The 15,380-nt window shown below is 61.0% G+C and carries 6 protein-coding genes and 6 pseudogenes; 7 read left to right on the top strand and 5 right to left on the bottom strand.

Features of this window, described 5'->3' with window-relative positions:
* The first annotated feature begins 3 nt into the window (after positions 1 to 3).
* The 5 genes and pseudogenes from LJU32_21075 (at position 4) to LJU32_21095 (ending at position 7,790) form a co-directional block, all read left to right on the top strand.
* A pseudogene (locus LJU32_21075) lies at positions 4 to 1,076 on the top strand (microcin C ABC transporter permease YejB).
* 1 nt (position 1,077) lies between these two features.
* Positions 1,078 to 2,096, top strand: a pseudogene (locus LJU32_21080) (ABC transporter permease).
* 1 nt (position 2,097) lies between these two features.
* Positions 2,098 to 3,707, top strand: a pseudogene (locus tag LJU32_21085) (ABC transporter ATP-binding protein).
* A 19-nt stretch (positions 3,708 to 3,726) separates the two neighbouring features.
* A pseudogene (gene fabI, locus LJU32_21090) lies at positions 3,727 to 4,520 on the top strand (enoyl-ACP reductase FabI).
* Between the two features lie 150 nt (positions 4,521 to 4,670).
* Positions 4,671 to 7,790: a hypothetical protein gene (locus LJU32_21095; protein WKV88034.1), complete on the top strand. Its 3,120-nt coding sequence runs from the start codon at positions 4,671 to 4,673 to the stop codon at positions 7,788 to 7,790.
* A 130-nt stretch (positions 7,791 to 7,920) separates the two neighbouring features.
* On the opposite strand, the gene LJU32_21100 is transcribed toward LJU32_21095, so the two are convergent.
* Genes LJU32_21100 through LJU32_21115 form a run of 4 tightly spaced genes read right to left on the bottom strand, consistent with a single transcriptional unit; the run spans position 7,921 to position 12,158 of the window.
* Positions 7,921 to 8,883 carry a sensor domain-containing diguanylate cyclase gene (locus LJU32_21100; protein ID WKV88035.1) on the bottom strand — a complete coding sequence of 321 codons (963 nt, stop codon included), beginning with the start codon at positions 8,881 to 8,883 and terminating at the stop codon, positions 7,921 to 7,923.
* A gap of 54 nt (positions 8,884 to 8,937) precedes the next feature.
* Complete coding sequence (locus LJU32_21105) at positions 8,938 to 9,516, bottom strand: hypothetical protein (protein WKV88036.1); 579 nt, start codon at positions 9,514 to 9,516, stop codon at positions 8,938 to 8,940.
* 1 nt (position 9,517) lies between these two features.
* A complete protein-coding gene (locus tag LJU32_21110; protein ID WKV88037.1) occupies positions 9,518 to 11,680 on the bottom strand; it encodes a xanthine dehydrogenase family protein molybdopterin-binding subunit in 2,163 nt (720 codons plus the stop codon).
* Positions 11,681 to 11,702: 22 nt separating this feature from the next.
* Complete coding sequence (locus LJU32_21115; GenBank protein WKV88038.1) at positions 11,703 to 12,158, bottom strand: (2Fe-2S)-binding protein; 456 nt, start codon at positions 12,156 to 12,158, stop codon at positions 11,703 to 11,705.
* Between the two features lie 251 nt (positions 12,159 to 12,409).
* Here LJU32_21115 and LJU32_21120 point away from each other — a divergent pair.
* Positions 12,410 to 13,239 (top strand): annotated as a pseudogene (locus LJU32_21120) (alpha/beta hydrolase).
* Between the two features lie 715 nt (positions 13,240 to 13,954).
* On the opposite strand, the pseudogene LJU32_21125 reads toward LJU32_21120, so the two are convergent.
* A pseudogene (locus LJU32_21125) lies at positions 13,955 to 14,346 on the bottom strand (GFA family protein).
* A gap of 168 nt (positions 14,347 to 14,514) precedes the next feature.
* Here LJU32_21125 and LJU32_21130 point away from each other — a divergent pair.
* On the top strand, positions 14,515 to 15,348 hold the full coding sequence (locus tag LJU32_21130; protein ID WKV88039.1) for an AraC family transcriptional regulator: 834 nt from the start codon (positions 14,515 to 14,517) through the stop codon (positions 15,346 to 15,348).
* The last annotated feature ends 32 nt before the right edge of the window (positions 15,349 to 15,380 follow it).

Raw genomic sequence — 15,380 nt, forward strand, 5'->3', positions numbered from 1 at the left:
CAGATGCTGGCGTATATCTTTCGGCGACTGCTGCTGATCATCCCGACCCTGTTCGGCATCCTGCTGATCAACTTCGTGATCATCCAGGCCGCGCCCGGCGGGCCGGTCGAGCAGATGATCGCCAAGCTCGAAGGCTTCGAAGGCGCCACCAGCCGGATTGCCGGCGGCGGTGCCGAGGTGGCGGTGGCCGGCTCGTCCTATCGTGGCGCGCAGGGGCTGGACCCGGCGCTGATCAAGGAAATCGAGCACATGTACGGGTTCGACAAATCGGCCCCGGAACGCCTGTGGATCATGGTCAAGAACTACGCGCAGCTGGATTTCGGCGACAGTTTCTTCCGTGACGCCAAGGTCATCGACCTGATCAAGGAAAAGATGCCGGTGTCGATTTCGCTGGGGCTGTGGAGCACGCTGATCATGTACCTGGTGTCGATCCCGCTGGGCATCGCGAAGGCCACGCGGCACGGCAGCCACTTCGACGTCTGGACCAGTTCGGCGATCATCGTCGGCTATGCGATCCCGGCTTTTCTGTTTGCGATCCTGCTGATCGTGGTGTTTGCCGGGGCAGTTATCTGGACTGGTTCCCCCTGCGCGGGCTGACTTCGAACAACTTCGATGAGCTGAGCCTGGGCGGCAAGATCCTCGATTACTTCTGGCATCTGGCATTACCAGTGACGGCGCTGGTGATCGGCAACTTTGCGACCATGACTCTGTTGACGAAAAACAGCTTCCTCGACGAGATCAACAAACAGTACGTGGTCACCGCCAAGGCCAAAGGCCTGACCCGCCATCGCGTGCTCTACGGCCACGTGTTCCGCAACGCCATGCTGCTGGTGATCGCCGGCTTCCCATCGGCATTCATCGGTATTTTCTTCACCGGCTCGTTGCTGGTGGAAGTGATCTTCTCCCTCGACGGCCTCGGCCTGATGAGTTTCGAAGCGGCGATCAACCGCGATTACCCGGTGGTGTTCGGCACGCTGTTCATCTTCACCCTGCTCGGGCTGGTGGTGAAACTGATCGGCGACCTGACCTACACCTTTGTCGATCCGCGCATCGACTTTGCAAGCCGGGAGCATTGAGATGAACCTGTCCCCTCTCAACCGCCGACGCTTCGAACTGTTCAAGGCCAACAAGCGTGGCTGGTGGTCGCTGTGGCTGTTTCTTATCCTGTTCGGCCTCAGTCTGGGCGCCGAGCTGATTGCCAACGACAAGCCGCTGGTCGTGCATTACGACAACAATTGGTATTTCCCGGCGATCAAGCGCTACCCGGAAACCGCCTTCGGCGGCGAATTCCCGCTGGAAGCCAACTACAAGAGTCCGTACATCCGTGAGCTGCTCAAGGCTAAGGACGCGTGGATTCTGTGGGCGCCGATCCCTACAGCTATCAGAGCATCAACTACGACCTGAAAGTCCCGGCCCCGGCGCCGCCCTCGGCGGACAACCTGCTGGGCACCGACGATCAGGGCCGCGACGTGTTGGCGCGGGTGATCTACGGCTTCCGCATTTCCGTGTTGTTTGCGCTGACCTTGACCGTGTTGAGCTCGATCATTGGCGTGATCGCCGGGGCGCTACAGGGTTTCTACGGCGGCTGGGTCGATCTGGCCGGGCAGCGTTTTCTCGAGATCTGGTCGGGGCTGCCGGTGCTGTATCTGTTGATCATCCTCGCCAGTTTCGTCCAGCCGAATTTCTGGTGGCTGCTGGGGATCATGCTGCTGTTCTCGTGGATGAGCCTGGTCGACGTGGTGCGCGCCGAGTTCCTGCGTGGCCGCAACCTCGAATACGTGCGCGCGGCCCGCGCGCTGGGCATGCAGAACGGCGCGATCATGTTCCGTCACATCCTGCCCAACGCCATGGTCTCGACCATGACCTTCATGCCCTTCATCCTCACCGGCGCCATCGGCACCCTGACCGCGCTGGACTTCCTCGGCTTCGGCTTGCCGGCCGGCAGTCCGTCGCTGGGCGAACTGGTCGCGCAAGGCAAATCCAACCTGCAGGCGCCGTGGCTGGGCATGAGCGCGTTTGCCGTGCTGGCGCTGATGTTGAGTCTGCTGGTGTTTATCGGCGAGTCCGCTCGCGATGCCTTCGACCCGAGGAAGTGAAATGAATCAGGACAATCTGATCGAAGTGCGCGACCTCGCCGTCGAATTCGGTTTCGGCGAGCGCGTACACCGTGTGGTCGAAGGCGTGAGCTTCGACATCAAGCGCGGCGAGACCCTGGCGCTGGTCGGCGAATCGGGCTCGGGCAAATCGGTCACGGCGCATTCGATCCTGCGCCTGCTGCCCTACCCGATGGCGCGGCATCCGGCCGGCAGCATCAAGTACGCCGGGCAGAACCTGCTGGATTTGAGCGAGAAGACCATCCGTCACATCCGTGGCAACCGCATTGCCATGATCTTTCAGGAGCCGATGACCTCGTTGAATCCGCTGCACTCGATCGAAAAGCAGATCAATGAAGTGCTCGGCATCCACAAGGGTCTGAGCGGCAAAGTCGCGACCAAACGCACGCTGGAGTTGCTGGAAATGGTCGGCATTCCCGAGCCGCACAAGCGCCTCAAGGCCCTGCCCCATGAATTGTCCGGCGGCCAGCGGCAACGGGTGATGATCGCCATGGCCCTGGCCAACGAGCCGGAACTGCTGATCGCCGACGAACCGACCACGGCGCTGGACGTGACCGTTCAGCTGAAAATCCTCGATTTGCTCAAGGAACTTCAGGCTCGATTGGGCATGTCGCTGCTATTGATCAGTCACGATTTGAACCTGGTGCGAAGAATTGCGCATCGCGTATGTGTCATGCAGCGCGGTTGCATCGTCGAACAGGCATCGTGCGCAGAGCTGTTCCGTTCGCCGCAGCATCCGTACACTCGGGAATTGCTCGGCGCGGAGCCCAGCGGCGGCCCCGCGAGCAATGAAATCGGCGCGCCGCTGCTCGAAGTCGAGGACCTGAAAGTCTGGTTCCCGATCAAGAAAGGCCTGCTCAAGCGCACGGTGGATTACGTCAAGGCAGTGGACGGCATCAATTTCAGCCTGCCTCAGGGCCAGACCCTGGGGATCGTCGGCGAAAGTGGCTCCGGCAAATCCACCCTCGGTCTGGCGATTTTGCGTCTGATCGGCAGCAAAGGCGCGATCCGCTTTGAAGGCAAGCAGCTAGACTGCCTGACGCAGAGTGAGGTTCGCCCGCTGCGGAGGGAAATGCAGGTGGTGTTTCAGGACCCGTTTGGCAGCCTGAGCCCGCGCATGTGCGTCAACGACATCGTCGGCGAAGGCCTGCGGATACACAAGATGGGCACCGCAGCCGAACAGGAAGCGGCGATCATCGCGGCATTGAAGGAGGTAGGTCTGGATCCGGAAACCCGGCACCGCTACCCCCACGAATTTTCCGGTGGGCAACGGCAGCGAATCGCCATTGCCCGGGCCCTGGTGCTGAAACCGGCGCTGATCCTGCTGGACGAGCCGACTTCGGCGCTCGACCGCACGGTGCAGCGGCAAGTGGTGGAGCTGTTGCGTTCACTGCAAGCCAAGTACAACCTGACGTATTTGTTCATCAGCCATGACCTGGCTGTCGTCAAAGCGCTGAGCCACCAGCTGATGGTGGTCAAGCATGGCCAAGTGGTCGAACAGGGAGACGCGCAAAGTATTTTTGCCGCCCCCAACATCCGTATACACAGCAGTTGCTGGAAGCCGCTTTTCTGGCACCAGCCACTGCGCAATAACCTGAAAGAGGAGCAACACATGGGTTTTCTCGCCGGTAAGCGCGTACTGATCGTCGGTGTCGCCAGCAAGCTGTCCATCGCATCCGGCATCGCTGCCGCCATGCATCGCGAGGGCGCTGAGCTTGCCTTCACTTATCAGAACGACAAACTCAAGGGTCGCGTCGAAGAGTTCGCACAAGGCTGGGGTTCGAGCCCTGAGCTGTGCTTCCCGTGCGACGTGGCCAGCGATGAAGAAATCGCCAAGGTCTTCGAACAACTGAGCAAGAAGTGGGACGGCCTGGACTGCATCGTCCACTCCGTCGGCTTCGCCCCGGGCGACCAACTGGACGGCGACTTCACCGAAGCCACCACCCGTGAAGGTTTCCGCATCGCTCACGACATCAGCGCCTACAGCTTCGTGGCCCTGGCCAAAGCCGGTCGCGAAATGATGAAAGGCCGCAACGGCAGCCTGCTGACCCTGTCGTACCTGGGCGCCGAGCGCACCATGCCGAACTACAACGTGATGGGCATGGCCAAGGCTTCGCTGGAAGCTGGCGTGCGTTACCTGGCCGGCTCCTGGGCCCGGACGGCACCCGCGTCAACTGCGTATCGGCCGGTCCGATCCGTACTCTGGCCGCGTCGGGCATCAAGAACTTCCGCAAGATGCTGGCTGCCAATGAAGCGCAAACCCCACTGCGCCGCAACGTCACCATCGAAGAAGTCGGCAACGCCGGCGCCTTCCTGTGCTCCGACCTGGCGTCGGGCATCAGCGGTGAAATCATGTACGTCGACGGCGGCTTCAACACCACCGCGATGGGCAACATCGAAGAGTGATCTTTCTGTAGCCGATAAAAAACCCGCCGGTTCTGGCGGGTTTTTTTATGCCTGCGGAAAAGCTCGCCCAACTACATATGTACCGCCACCCACCCTGCCCTGCCTTTGATACTCGGCGCTCGATGCTTATCAGCCGCCAGGGAGGCGCAGATGGACGACACACCGGTACATGAACAGACATTGATCCAGAACCTCATCGCGGAATTGACTGCCGTACCGGTGGTCAGCGCCGCCGGACCGGCGCGTACGCTGGAGGTGCCCCGTCCGTGCCTGCTGCGCGAATGGATGGAGCTTTACTGGACTGCCCTCGAACGCCCCGAATTCCTCGACTGGGCCAGCCGCTTCCATATCGATCTGGATACCTTGCAGATCAAGGGCGATACCCTGCAAGCGCAGATTCCCTCGAACGGCTCCAGCGACGTACGCACCTTTCGGCTGGAAGATGATTCCGGCTGGTGGCAGATGGCGCCGATGCTGCTGTCGATTTCCCAGCGCATCGACCCCGCCGGGTCAGGCCTGCCCTATATCGGCGGCAAGTCCGCCAACCCGCTGTATCGCTTTCCACGGCAAGTGGTGCTGGCGTTCTACGGTTATCCGGAACCGCAAAACCAGATTCAGGCCCGAGTCCTCGTCGCCGAGTTGAAGAAAACCGGTCTGGCCGCCATTGATGAAAACGGCCAGACCACTTCAGCGCTGGTCAAGGAGCGCAACGCGCAACTGGAGGATTTACAGGCCATCGCCGAGCGAATCGACGAGGTGCTGCTGGCGAGCGATCCGTTCGAGCAGCGAGGCTTTCTCGACACGCCGGTAACACTCACTTCGGCTTCTGTTTCCGCTCCCGTCAGAGGGCCTCGCCTCAAACTGGGCGAACTCCTGCGTCGCTACGAGTTTGCTTTGCCAGAGGACGCCGAAGCAGCCAAAGCGCTGGCGCAACGCCTGCGACAACAGCGCTGGCCGCAATTGCCCTACGTCAGCGACTACGTGCAGACTGGCGCGCCCATCCGCCGCTATCGCGAAGACTTCGCTGATCTGGAAGACGCTCGGCACATCGTCAAGCGCCTGGAAGCACTGAGCTGGAACAAGCCACCGACGGCCAGGATCGATTACGAGGAGTTCAGTGACCCGCATCCGGAGTCTGCGCTGGCAGAATGGATCGCAGACGGCCAGAGTGACTTGCAACTACTCAGTTCCAACGCCGATTTTCAGAGCATTCTGCGGCAGCGCGGCTTACCCGCAGACAGTCAACTGCTGGTGACTGAATCCGGTCATGTCGGCACTGCCAGTGCGCAAGGCTGGATCACGTTAACGGCACAGGTAGAAGGCCACGCGGACCTGAAGCTCTATCGCGACAAACTCAAAGTCAAGGCACGCAAAGCTGGCGGCGCCTTGCGCTCCAACGGGCGAGTCACGCTCGCGCAGATGCTGCGATTCTACGAGTTGCCGCTGCCGAGCACTATTCAACAGGCCCTGTCGCTTGCCCACTGGAACAAGATCAATCTGCACATGCGCCCCGGGCACATGAACCACTGGTACCTGCTAGGCCAGCCCGGCACCCGGACCGAGCGATTCAGCGCTGCGCAACGCCAGATCGTCATCGACACCACCCAATCGTTTTTGCCCAAGGACTCGGTACCGTTGATCGACTATCTGAGCGAAGGCGTCGATACCGACTTGCCGCTTGCAACGCTCAAGGCCAAGGCCGACTACCTGATCAGCTGTATCCTGATCACGCCACGCGCGCGCACATTGGGCAATCAACTGCTTGCAAAGCTCGCGCCGCCGGGCCAGAACAAGCGTCTGGTGGCGACCAACCGCGACCGCCTGTTGCTCGCTGCGTTGATTCTCAGTCTGGAGCCGAGCGCCGGCGAGGACCTGAACCGCATCATCGGCCAGCGTCTGGAGGACAGCGATTTCTGGGGCGAGCGTTACGATGAAGTACGACGTTTCATTGATCGGCAACCCGGCCTGGCACCGATCAAAAACAAGACCCTGGCGACCCATCTTCTGCTGTCGGCCATGGCGCCGGAATTCCTCACACGCGATATTCCGGCATTCATCGCTTACATGAGTTGCCTGCGCTGGGTCAGGTTGAAACAGGTCGTGCTTTACATTGAAAGTCGTTTCCCTGGTGTGGCCCGCCTGATGACGTTCGGACAACTCAGTGCCCTGACGAAAGGCCCGGCGCCTGCGGATTTTTACAAGTTTCTGCGCGGTGAAGCCTGCGCCTCGGTGATCGTTGACTGGGCGGTCGCCAGAGGATTGATCCAGCGTAATGCCGAATGCCCGGTCACGGTGTACGACGCCGCGACGCTGAAGCGCGCCGATCGGGTTTTTCGCAGTCACAATCGGTTGATGCGCGGCTTATACCATCGGGCCTTTCTGGCGTCTTTCCCCACGCCTGCAACAATCGCGCAGTCGGATCTGCGCAACGTGTTTGCTGATAATCCGTATCTGGAGGCCAAGGCACTGTCTCTCTCGGAATCACACGGACAAGCTTCTGCGCCGCTTTACTCGCTGAGCCAATTGCACGTGGCCGGCAAGCTCTCGGACGATATGAAGGCCTGGCAATCAAGCAGTGAACAGTTGTCGCTGACCACCATGAACGCGTCCTTTGCCCGATTGAACAACGTCGCGAGCCTGTTCAAAACCGCACTTGAGGCCCGCGTCGTGCAAATGAAAGAGGCCCACATTGCCCTGATCAAGGAGGCGATTTGCCGTCTGCCGCTGGCACAAAGGCTCGATATCGAAGAACACCGGCTGGAATTGCTTGCCCTGCGCTCTGCATCGCCCAGCGCGAGCACATCAACTGCCGACGCTGCCCCGTTTGCCATCCTCGCGCTGTTGCACGGAACCCCGACCCGAGTATTTGAAATTTTCACCCGCAGAAATGAAGTGGTTTTGCGCCGTGATGTCGACATCGCTGTACTTAAGCCATCGGCCGCGAAAGAACCGGCGAAAGCGCTGCCCTTCGACGCCGAAGCCTACCGGCATGGCACCGAGCCTCGCGCAAACGCTACCTGTAAAGCGTTTATCACTCGCCTCGAAATTCAAGGGGCACCGTTGGAGGAACAAACGCGCACCGCAGTGCCTGACAGCTTTTCCTCCAACAAAGTCAACGCCATCGCCAGCACCGCCGTCCGGCATCTGTTCGACGCCCATGAAGCCCAAGCGCTGCGGGAAGCCCTGATGGCGCCCGCTCTTAGCGAGGCTGACGCCTGTCATGAGAAATGGCTGGCGTTTTACCAGAAGCTGAGCCCGCCCAAGCGCTGAACCTCCGGGTGCACCATTGAATTCTGTAGGAGTGAGCCTGCTCGCGATAGCGTTCTGTCTGTGACTACGACACTGCCTGAACCACCGCTATCGCGAGCAGGCTCACTCCTACAAAGGATTCGCGCCAGGACTAGCAGCCTTTCAACGCCTGTTTGTGCGCATACATCGCGCCATCCGCATCGGCCAGCAGGCGGTCGACGGTTTCGTGTCGCGTGGGGTCGTATTCGATCTGGCCGACGCTGAAACGAATCGCATAACCGCGGTGCAACGTGGCGTTGCGCTCTTCAAGAATTTCCTTGAGCCGCGCCATGATCCGTGTGGTTTCGACGTGGCTGGAGCCGGTCAGCAACGCGACGAACTCATCGCCGCCCAAGCGCCCGACCACGTCGCTCTCGCGAAAGGCAATGCGCAACACATCGGCGAAGGTTTTCAGCGCACTGTCGCCCTCGGCATGCCCGTACAGATCGTTGATCTGCTTGAAATCGTTGAGGTCGAAAAACAGCAGCGTCGCCGGGCGATTCAGGCGCGCGCAAGCATCCAGTGCATGCTGGGCCAGTTGCTTGAAACCACGGCGATTGGACAACAGCGTAAGCTCATCCATGCTCGCCATTTGCACCGCCATCAGCTCCTGCTCGGCCATCTCGGCGAGGTCGCGCAGCAGCGCGCGCTCTTCGTCGTCGAGATGGCGAGGCTTGGTATCGATCAGGCACAAGGTGCCCATTTTGTTGCCGTCGGGCACGGTCAGCGGATAGCCGGCGTAAAAGCGGATATTCGGTGCGCCGGTGACCAGCGGATTGTCATGGAAGCGCACATCCTCCAGCGCATCGGGGACCAGCATCAGCTCGTTTTGCAAAATTGCATGGCCGCAGAAAGAGACGTCGCGCGACGTCTCGCTGACATCCAGCCCCACACAGGATTTGAACCACTGGCGATCCTTGTCGACCAGCGTGACCAGGGCAATCGGCACGTTGAACAAGCGCTTGGCAAGGCGCGTCAGGCGATCGAAGCGCTCTTCGGGGGCCGAGTCGAGGTTGAGGCCATGCAACGCGTCAATACGTGCAGCTTCGTTGGCAGGTTTTCCGGGCACCAGCATGCGCACACTCCGTAGACAGTCATGCGTTCAGCGTAGCGCTAAATCGCCGAGGCTTCACATTTGCGCCACCGGGCACGGCCCGCCGGCATCGGCCCACAGCTTGAATTGCGCGACGAAAATGTCGTGCGGGACCGGTACCGGCGCGCGCCCTGCCCCGGGATTCCAGCCCCAGAGCACCAGCTTGTCTTCGCTGACGTGTTTTAACAGGGCGGCGAAGTCGCGATCGCCGTTGCTTGCGCGATCCTTGATCATTGCGCAGAGCTTGTCCGAGGGCAGGCCGATCCAGGCCATTTTGTGCGCCGCCGGTGGCAGGCTCCAGTGCGGCGCACCCGGCGGCGCGTGAGGGCCGTAACTGGCCGGCGGGTTGCTTTCGGCGTGGCAGGTCGCGCATGGCAAACCGGCGGCGCCCTTGCCGTCCATGCCGCGCACCACATTCATCGCGTGGGGGATGCCGGCGTCGAACTGCAACGGCGAATCGCCGGGAATGTGGCAGTTCTGGCAGCGCGGGCTCTGGAACACTTTCTGCACCGTGGCGAAGGCTTTCAGAGCTTCCTGATCTTCGGCAAACAGGTCCGAGGCGTAGCCACCGAGACCAAGCAAAACGACGGTGCCCAACACAAGATGTCGTTTCATTTCACACCCCCGACAGTTGCAGTGGCAGTTCGCGCAGGCGTTGCCCGGTCAAGGCGAACACTGCGTTGGCCACGGCCGGCGCGGTCGGTGGCACGCCGGGCTCACCGATGCCGCCGGGTTTTTCGCTGCTGGGGACGATATGCACTTCCACCACCGGCATTTCGTTGAGCCGCAACACCTGATAATCGTGATAGTTGGACTGCACGACGCCGCCGTCCTTGACGGTGAGTTTGCTGTGCAACGCCATGCCGAGACCGAAGGTGATGCACGATTCCATCTGCGCGGCGATGCTCTGCGGATTCACCGCAATGCCGCAGTCCACCGCGCAGACCACCCGATGCACGCGGATCGCCAGATTGTCCTGCGACACCTCCGCCACTTGCGCCACGTAGCTGCCGAACGACTCGTGCACCGCCACGCCGAGGGCATGCCCGTCCGGCAACGGTGCGCCCCAATTGGCCTTCTCCACCGCCAGATTGAGCACGCCGAGGTGGCGCGGGTGCGCCTTGAGCAACGTTCGCCGGTACTCCACCGGATCCTTGCCCGCCGCCGTCGCCAGTTCATCGATCAGCGATTCCATGACGAAACCCGTGTGGGTATGGCCCACCGAACGCAGCCACAACACATTGATGCCGGTCTGCGGCGAGTGCAGATCGACCTGATGATGAGGCAGATCCTTGATATACGGACTGTCAGCCACGCCCTCGACCGACGTCGCATCGATGCCGTTCTTGACCATCGCTGCCTCGAGCATCGTCCCGGCCATGATCGACTGACCGACCAGCACATGCTGCCAGCTCATCGGCAAACCATCAGCACCCAGTCCGACCTGCGCCTTGTGCAGATACATCGAGCGGTAGTAGCCGCCGCGAATGTCATCTTCGCGCGCCCACACGGTTTTCACCGGCAGGCCCGCCGCTTTCGCCACTTGCACGGCTTCGGCGACGAAATCCGAAGTCGGATTGGCACGGCGACCGAAGCCACCGCCGAGAAATTCGGTGTGAATTTCGACCTGCTCGGGCTTGAGCCCGGTGATCTTGCTGGCGACCATTTGGTCCAGCGTCTGAAATTGCGTGCCGGTCCAGATTTCGCATTTGCCGGCGCTGATTTTCACCGTGCAATTGAGCGGTTCCATCGGTGCGTGGGCCAGATACGGCACGCTGTATTCGACCTCGATTTTCTTCGCGGCTTTGCCGAAATTGGCCTTGACGTCCCCCGCCTGAGTGGCGGAAGTGCCCGGCGTCGCCGTCAGTTTGCGGAAACTCTCCAGCAGTTTTTCACTGCTCATGTCGGCCAGCGGCCCGAGATCCCAGTCAACCTTCAGCGCATCGCGGCCCAGCTTCGCCGCCCAGAAATGCTCGGCCACCACCGCTACTCCGCTGGGCACCTGTACCACCTTGTGCACGCCGGGGATTGCCAGCGCTGCGGCGCCTTCAAAGGATTTCACCGTGGCACCGAACACCGGCGCGCGGGCGACCATCGCGGTCATCAGGCCTTCGAACTGCACGTCCATGCCGAACTTGGCGCGGCCGGTGATCTTTTCCGGGGTGTCGAGGCGCTTGGTTGGTTTGCCGATGACTTTCCAGTCCTTGGCTTCCTTGAAAGTGATGGTTTTCGGGTCCGGCACCGGCAGTTGCCCGGCGGCATCAGCCAGTTCGCCGTAGGTCGCGCGTTGGTCCCCGGCGATGACCACGCCGGACTCCGTGCGGATCGTCGACGGCGCGACGTCGAAGCGTTTCGCTGCCGCTTCCACCAGCATCTGCCGCGCCGTCGCCCCGGCCAGTCGATAACGGTCGAATTCCATCCAGGTCGAGGTCGAGCCACCGGTGATCTGCATGCCGCCAAACGCCGGCAAGCCGTAATCGGCCGCCGAGGCTGGCGAGTGTTGCACGCTGATTTTCGACCAGTCGGCGTCCAGTTCTTCGGCGATCAGCATGGTCAGGCCGGTCCAGATGCCCTGGCCCATTTCCGAATGGCCGAGCAGCACGGTGACGCTGTTGTCCGCCGCGATGCGCAGGAACGCGTTGGGCTCGAAGGTCTTGTTCTGATTTTCTGCCGCCCGGGCAAAACGATTGGCCCCGGGCACTACAAACGCCACCATCAGGCCGCCGCCCAGCACGGCGCTGCCTTTGAGAAACCCGCGACGCGATAGCGGACCGTTCATCGTTCATCTCCCAGAGAATGACTCAGCCGATTTCGGCGGCGCGTTTGACCGCCGCGCGTATGCGCGGATAGGTACCGCAGCGGCAGATATTGCCGGAGAGCGCCTGATCGATATCGCTGTCGGTGGGCTTGGGAATTTTCGCCAGCAACGCGGCGGCGGACATGATCTGCCCGGACTGGCAGTAACCGCACTGCACCACGTCCAGCTCGGCCCAGGCCTGCTGCACCGGGTGCGAGCCATCGGTGGACAAGCCCTCGATGGTGAGGACTTTCTGCCCATGGGCGACGGCAGTGGCCGGAGTGATACAGGAACGTAATGGCGCGCCGTCGACGTGCACGGTGCAGGCGCCGCACTGGGCCATGCCGCAGCCGAACTTGGTCCCGGTCAGGTGCGCGACGTCGCGCAGAACCCAGAGCAGCGGCATGTCGGCGGGGACATCGAGCTCCTGATCCTTGCCATTGATATTCAGGGTCAGCATCGGCGGATTTCCTCAGGCTCACGGTGGTGCGAAGGGGCGTCGCTGTGGTCGGAAAAACCTACGGACGCCCGCGCTTATCCCTTTCAGCAAAGCCTAATTTGCGCTTGAAGCCAGACGTTGTGACCAGCGGTCATGCAGATCGCGACTTTGCTCCTACAGTTGATAACGGCTCGCAGTGAGTCGTCGTACCTCTGCACTTTCGGTACGCGACACATCGCGTTTGACCTTCCTTTGAGTCAGGAGCATTACCCATGGGCTTTGTCACCACTCGAGACGGCGTCGACATCTTCTACAAGGACTGGGGCCCGCGCGACGCGCCGGTAATCCACTTCCACCACGGCTGGCCGCTCAGTTCGGATGACTGGGATGCGCAGATGCTGTTCTTTCTCGCGCAGGGCTTTCGGGTGATTGCTCATGATCGACGCGGGCATGGCCGCTCCAGCCAGGTCTGGGACGGCCATGACATGGATCACTACGCCGACGATGTGCTGGCCGTGGTCAATCATCTGGGTACGAGCAACGTTGTGCATGTCGGCCACTCCACCGGCGGCGGCGAAGTGATCCACTACATTGCCCGACATGGTCAGGACAAGGTCAGCAAAGCGGTATTGATCAGCGCCGTACCACCGCTGATGGTGCAGACAGAAAGCAACCCGGGCGGTTTGCCGAAATCGGTGTTCGATGGCTTTCAAGCGCAGTTGGCGGCGAATCGCGCACAGTTCTATCGCGATGTGCCGAGCGGCCCCTTCTACGGTTACAACCGCCCCGGCGCCGAGCCCTCCGAGGGAATCATCGCCAATTGGTGGCGCCAAGGCATGATCGGCGGCGCCAAGGCGCATTACGACGGCATCGTCGCGTTCTCGCAGACCGACTTCACCGAAGACCTGAAAAAGTCACCGTGCCGGTTCTGGTCATGCACGGCGAGGACGACCAGATCGTGCCCTACGCCAACTCCGGGCCGTTGTCAGCGAAACTGCTGCCCAACGGCACGCTGAAGTCGTATCCGGGCTTTCCGCATGGCATGCCAACGACGCAGGCAGAGACGATCAATGCGGATTTGCTGGCGTTTATTCGCGGGTAATCACCTCAATAAGGATTACCGCGATATTGGCAAATACTGATCCCCTGTGGGAGCGGGCTTGCCCGCGAAGGCGTCTCTCCAGTCTAGTTAGCTGCGAATGACACTCCGCTTTCGCGAGCAAGCTCGCTCCCACAGCTGGTATCGGGTTTATCCGACACAGACTGGTCGGCGGGAAGGCCGCCATCGCTGGCAAGCCACACACAGGGATGAGGGTAGATCCGCTGCTCATTCGTATCCTTAAGATAGCTATCGCGAGCAAGCTCACTCCTACAGAAAAGCAAAGCAGCGCAGCTGCCCGCGGCACAGCCGCCCCACTCAACAATGAGCGCAAGCTCGAGTGCTCTTGATCTTGATCCACCGGCGACGTCGGAAGGCTGAGTGGAGGGATTGATCCGGGCGTGGGAGCGCAGCGACCGTCTGGCGCAGCCAGACACAGCGGAAGGAGGTGCAGCGAAGCAAACCGGAGCCGCTGCGCCCGGATCGATCCCGCAGCGAAGGAACCCGAGCCTGCGAGGGCCGAACGCAGGAGCAAGCCTTTGGGTTACCTTTTTGGCGTTTGAAAAAGGTGACCCGCCGTAAGGGCGGAACCCTAAGCAGCCGTTACCGCAGCAACAGATATGTACTCGGTCAACCAGAACAAATCACCGCTCGACAAAAACCTTCGCGAGCAGGCTCACTCCTACATAAATCGCAGGCGTGCTGAAGAATCAATCCCCTATCCCTCTGCCCGCCCTTTGCCTTCACGATCCCCCGGTAGTGCCTGGCCAGCGGAAAATCCGGCAGCCAGGATTCGCGACGCACAGTCCAGCTCTCATAGGTGGGTTTCAACTGATCCGGCGCATCCAGCGCGCCGAGGTTCACCTCGACCTCATCACCACTGCGGTTGAACACCGACGAGCCACAGCGCGGGCAGAAATGTCGACCTTGATACTCGTGGGTTTCACCGCTAATGGTCACAGCGCCCTCAGGAAATATCGCCGAGGCATGAAACAGCGCGCCGTGGACCTTGCGACAGTCCAGGCAATGGCACAGTCCAACCCGGTAAGGCTCGCCAGAAACTTGAAAGCGCACAACGCCGCACAGGCATCCGCCGGCAAATATATTCATGGTTCAGCTCCATCGCGCCCGTGGTGTCACGTCCCCCAGAGCCTATAACAGTCGGGGCTGCAATGCAGGCCATGTTTCAGATGAAAGAACTCGATGTTGCCGCGCTGCAACAGGCATTCGCGGGCCAGAGCTAATACACTCAGACGCTGACCTGCCGGGACGATCACGATGAAACACGCCGCTGCGAAAAACCCCGAGAAAGCCCCGCGCTTCTGGCGCGACGACGCCCTGCCCTTCATCGAAGCGCGGGCGATCGATGATGGTCGTGAGGTCTGTTATGCGCGGCATTCCCATGCGCACTTTTCCATCGGCGCAATCACCGCCGGGCGCAGTACTTATGTGCATGAACAGGCGCAGTACGAGGTGGCGGCCGGCACCGTGGTGCTGATGAATCCCGGCGATGTGCATGCGTGCAATCCGATCGATGATCAGCCGTGGTCGTATGTGATGTTGTATGTCGAAACGCCGTGGCTGACCGATTTGCAGCATCAGTTGGGGTTTGCCGCTGAGCTGGAGTTTCGGCGTTTTTCCGACACGCATCTGGCCGATGCCGAGTTGTTCGGCAAGTTGATGGGGTTATATGAAGTGTTGGTTGACGATCAGTTGGAGGCGCTGGCGAAACAGAGCGCGGCTGTGGAGTTTTTCAGTGATTTGCAGCTGCGTCTGAATCCTGCTGCTCAGCCGATACGTGAGCCTAACTTCAAGCTGGAACGTGCCGCTGATTTCATCCGGGGACATTGCACCGAAGTGCTCAGCCTCGAGGCGATCTGCGCAGCGGCGCAGCTGTCGCCGTCGTACCTGATTCGAGCGTTCAAGCAGCGTTACGGGATGACGCCCCATGCCTTCGTGGTCAACCAGCGCATCCAGTTCGCCCGCGAGCGCTTGCGCAGCGGGCGGTTGATTGCCGATGTGGCGCTAGAGGCTGGATTCGCCGATCAGGCGCATTTTCAGCGAGCGTTCAAACAGCATCTGGCGGCGACGCCGGGGCAGTATCGCGGCTGAGTTTTATCTGCCGTACATGCAAACCCCTGCAC

Origin of the sequence: Pseudomonas sp. B21_DOA (genome assembly GCA_030544685.1) — a bacterium.
Classification (GTDB): Bacteria; Pseudomonadota; Gammaproteobacteria; order Pseudomonadales; family Pseudomonadaceae; genus Aquipseudomonas; species Aquipseudomonas fluorescens_AO.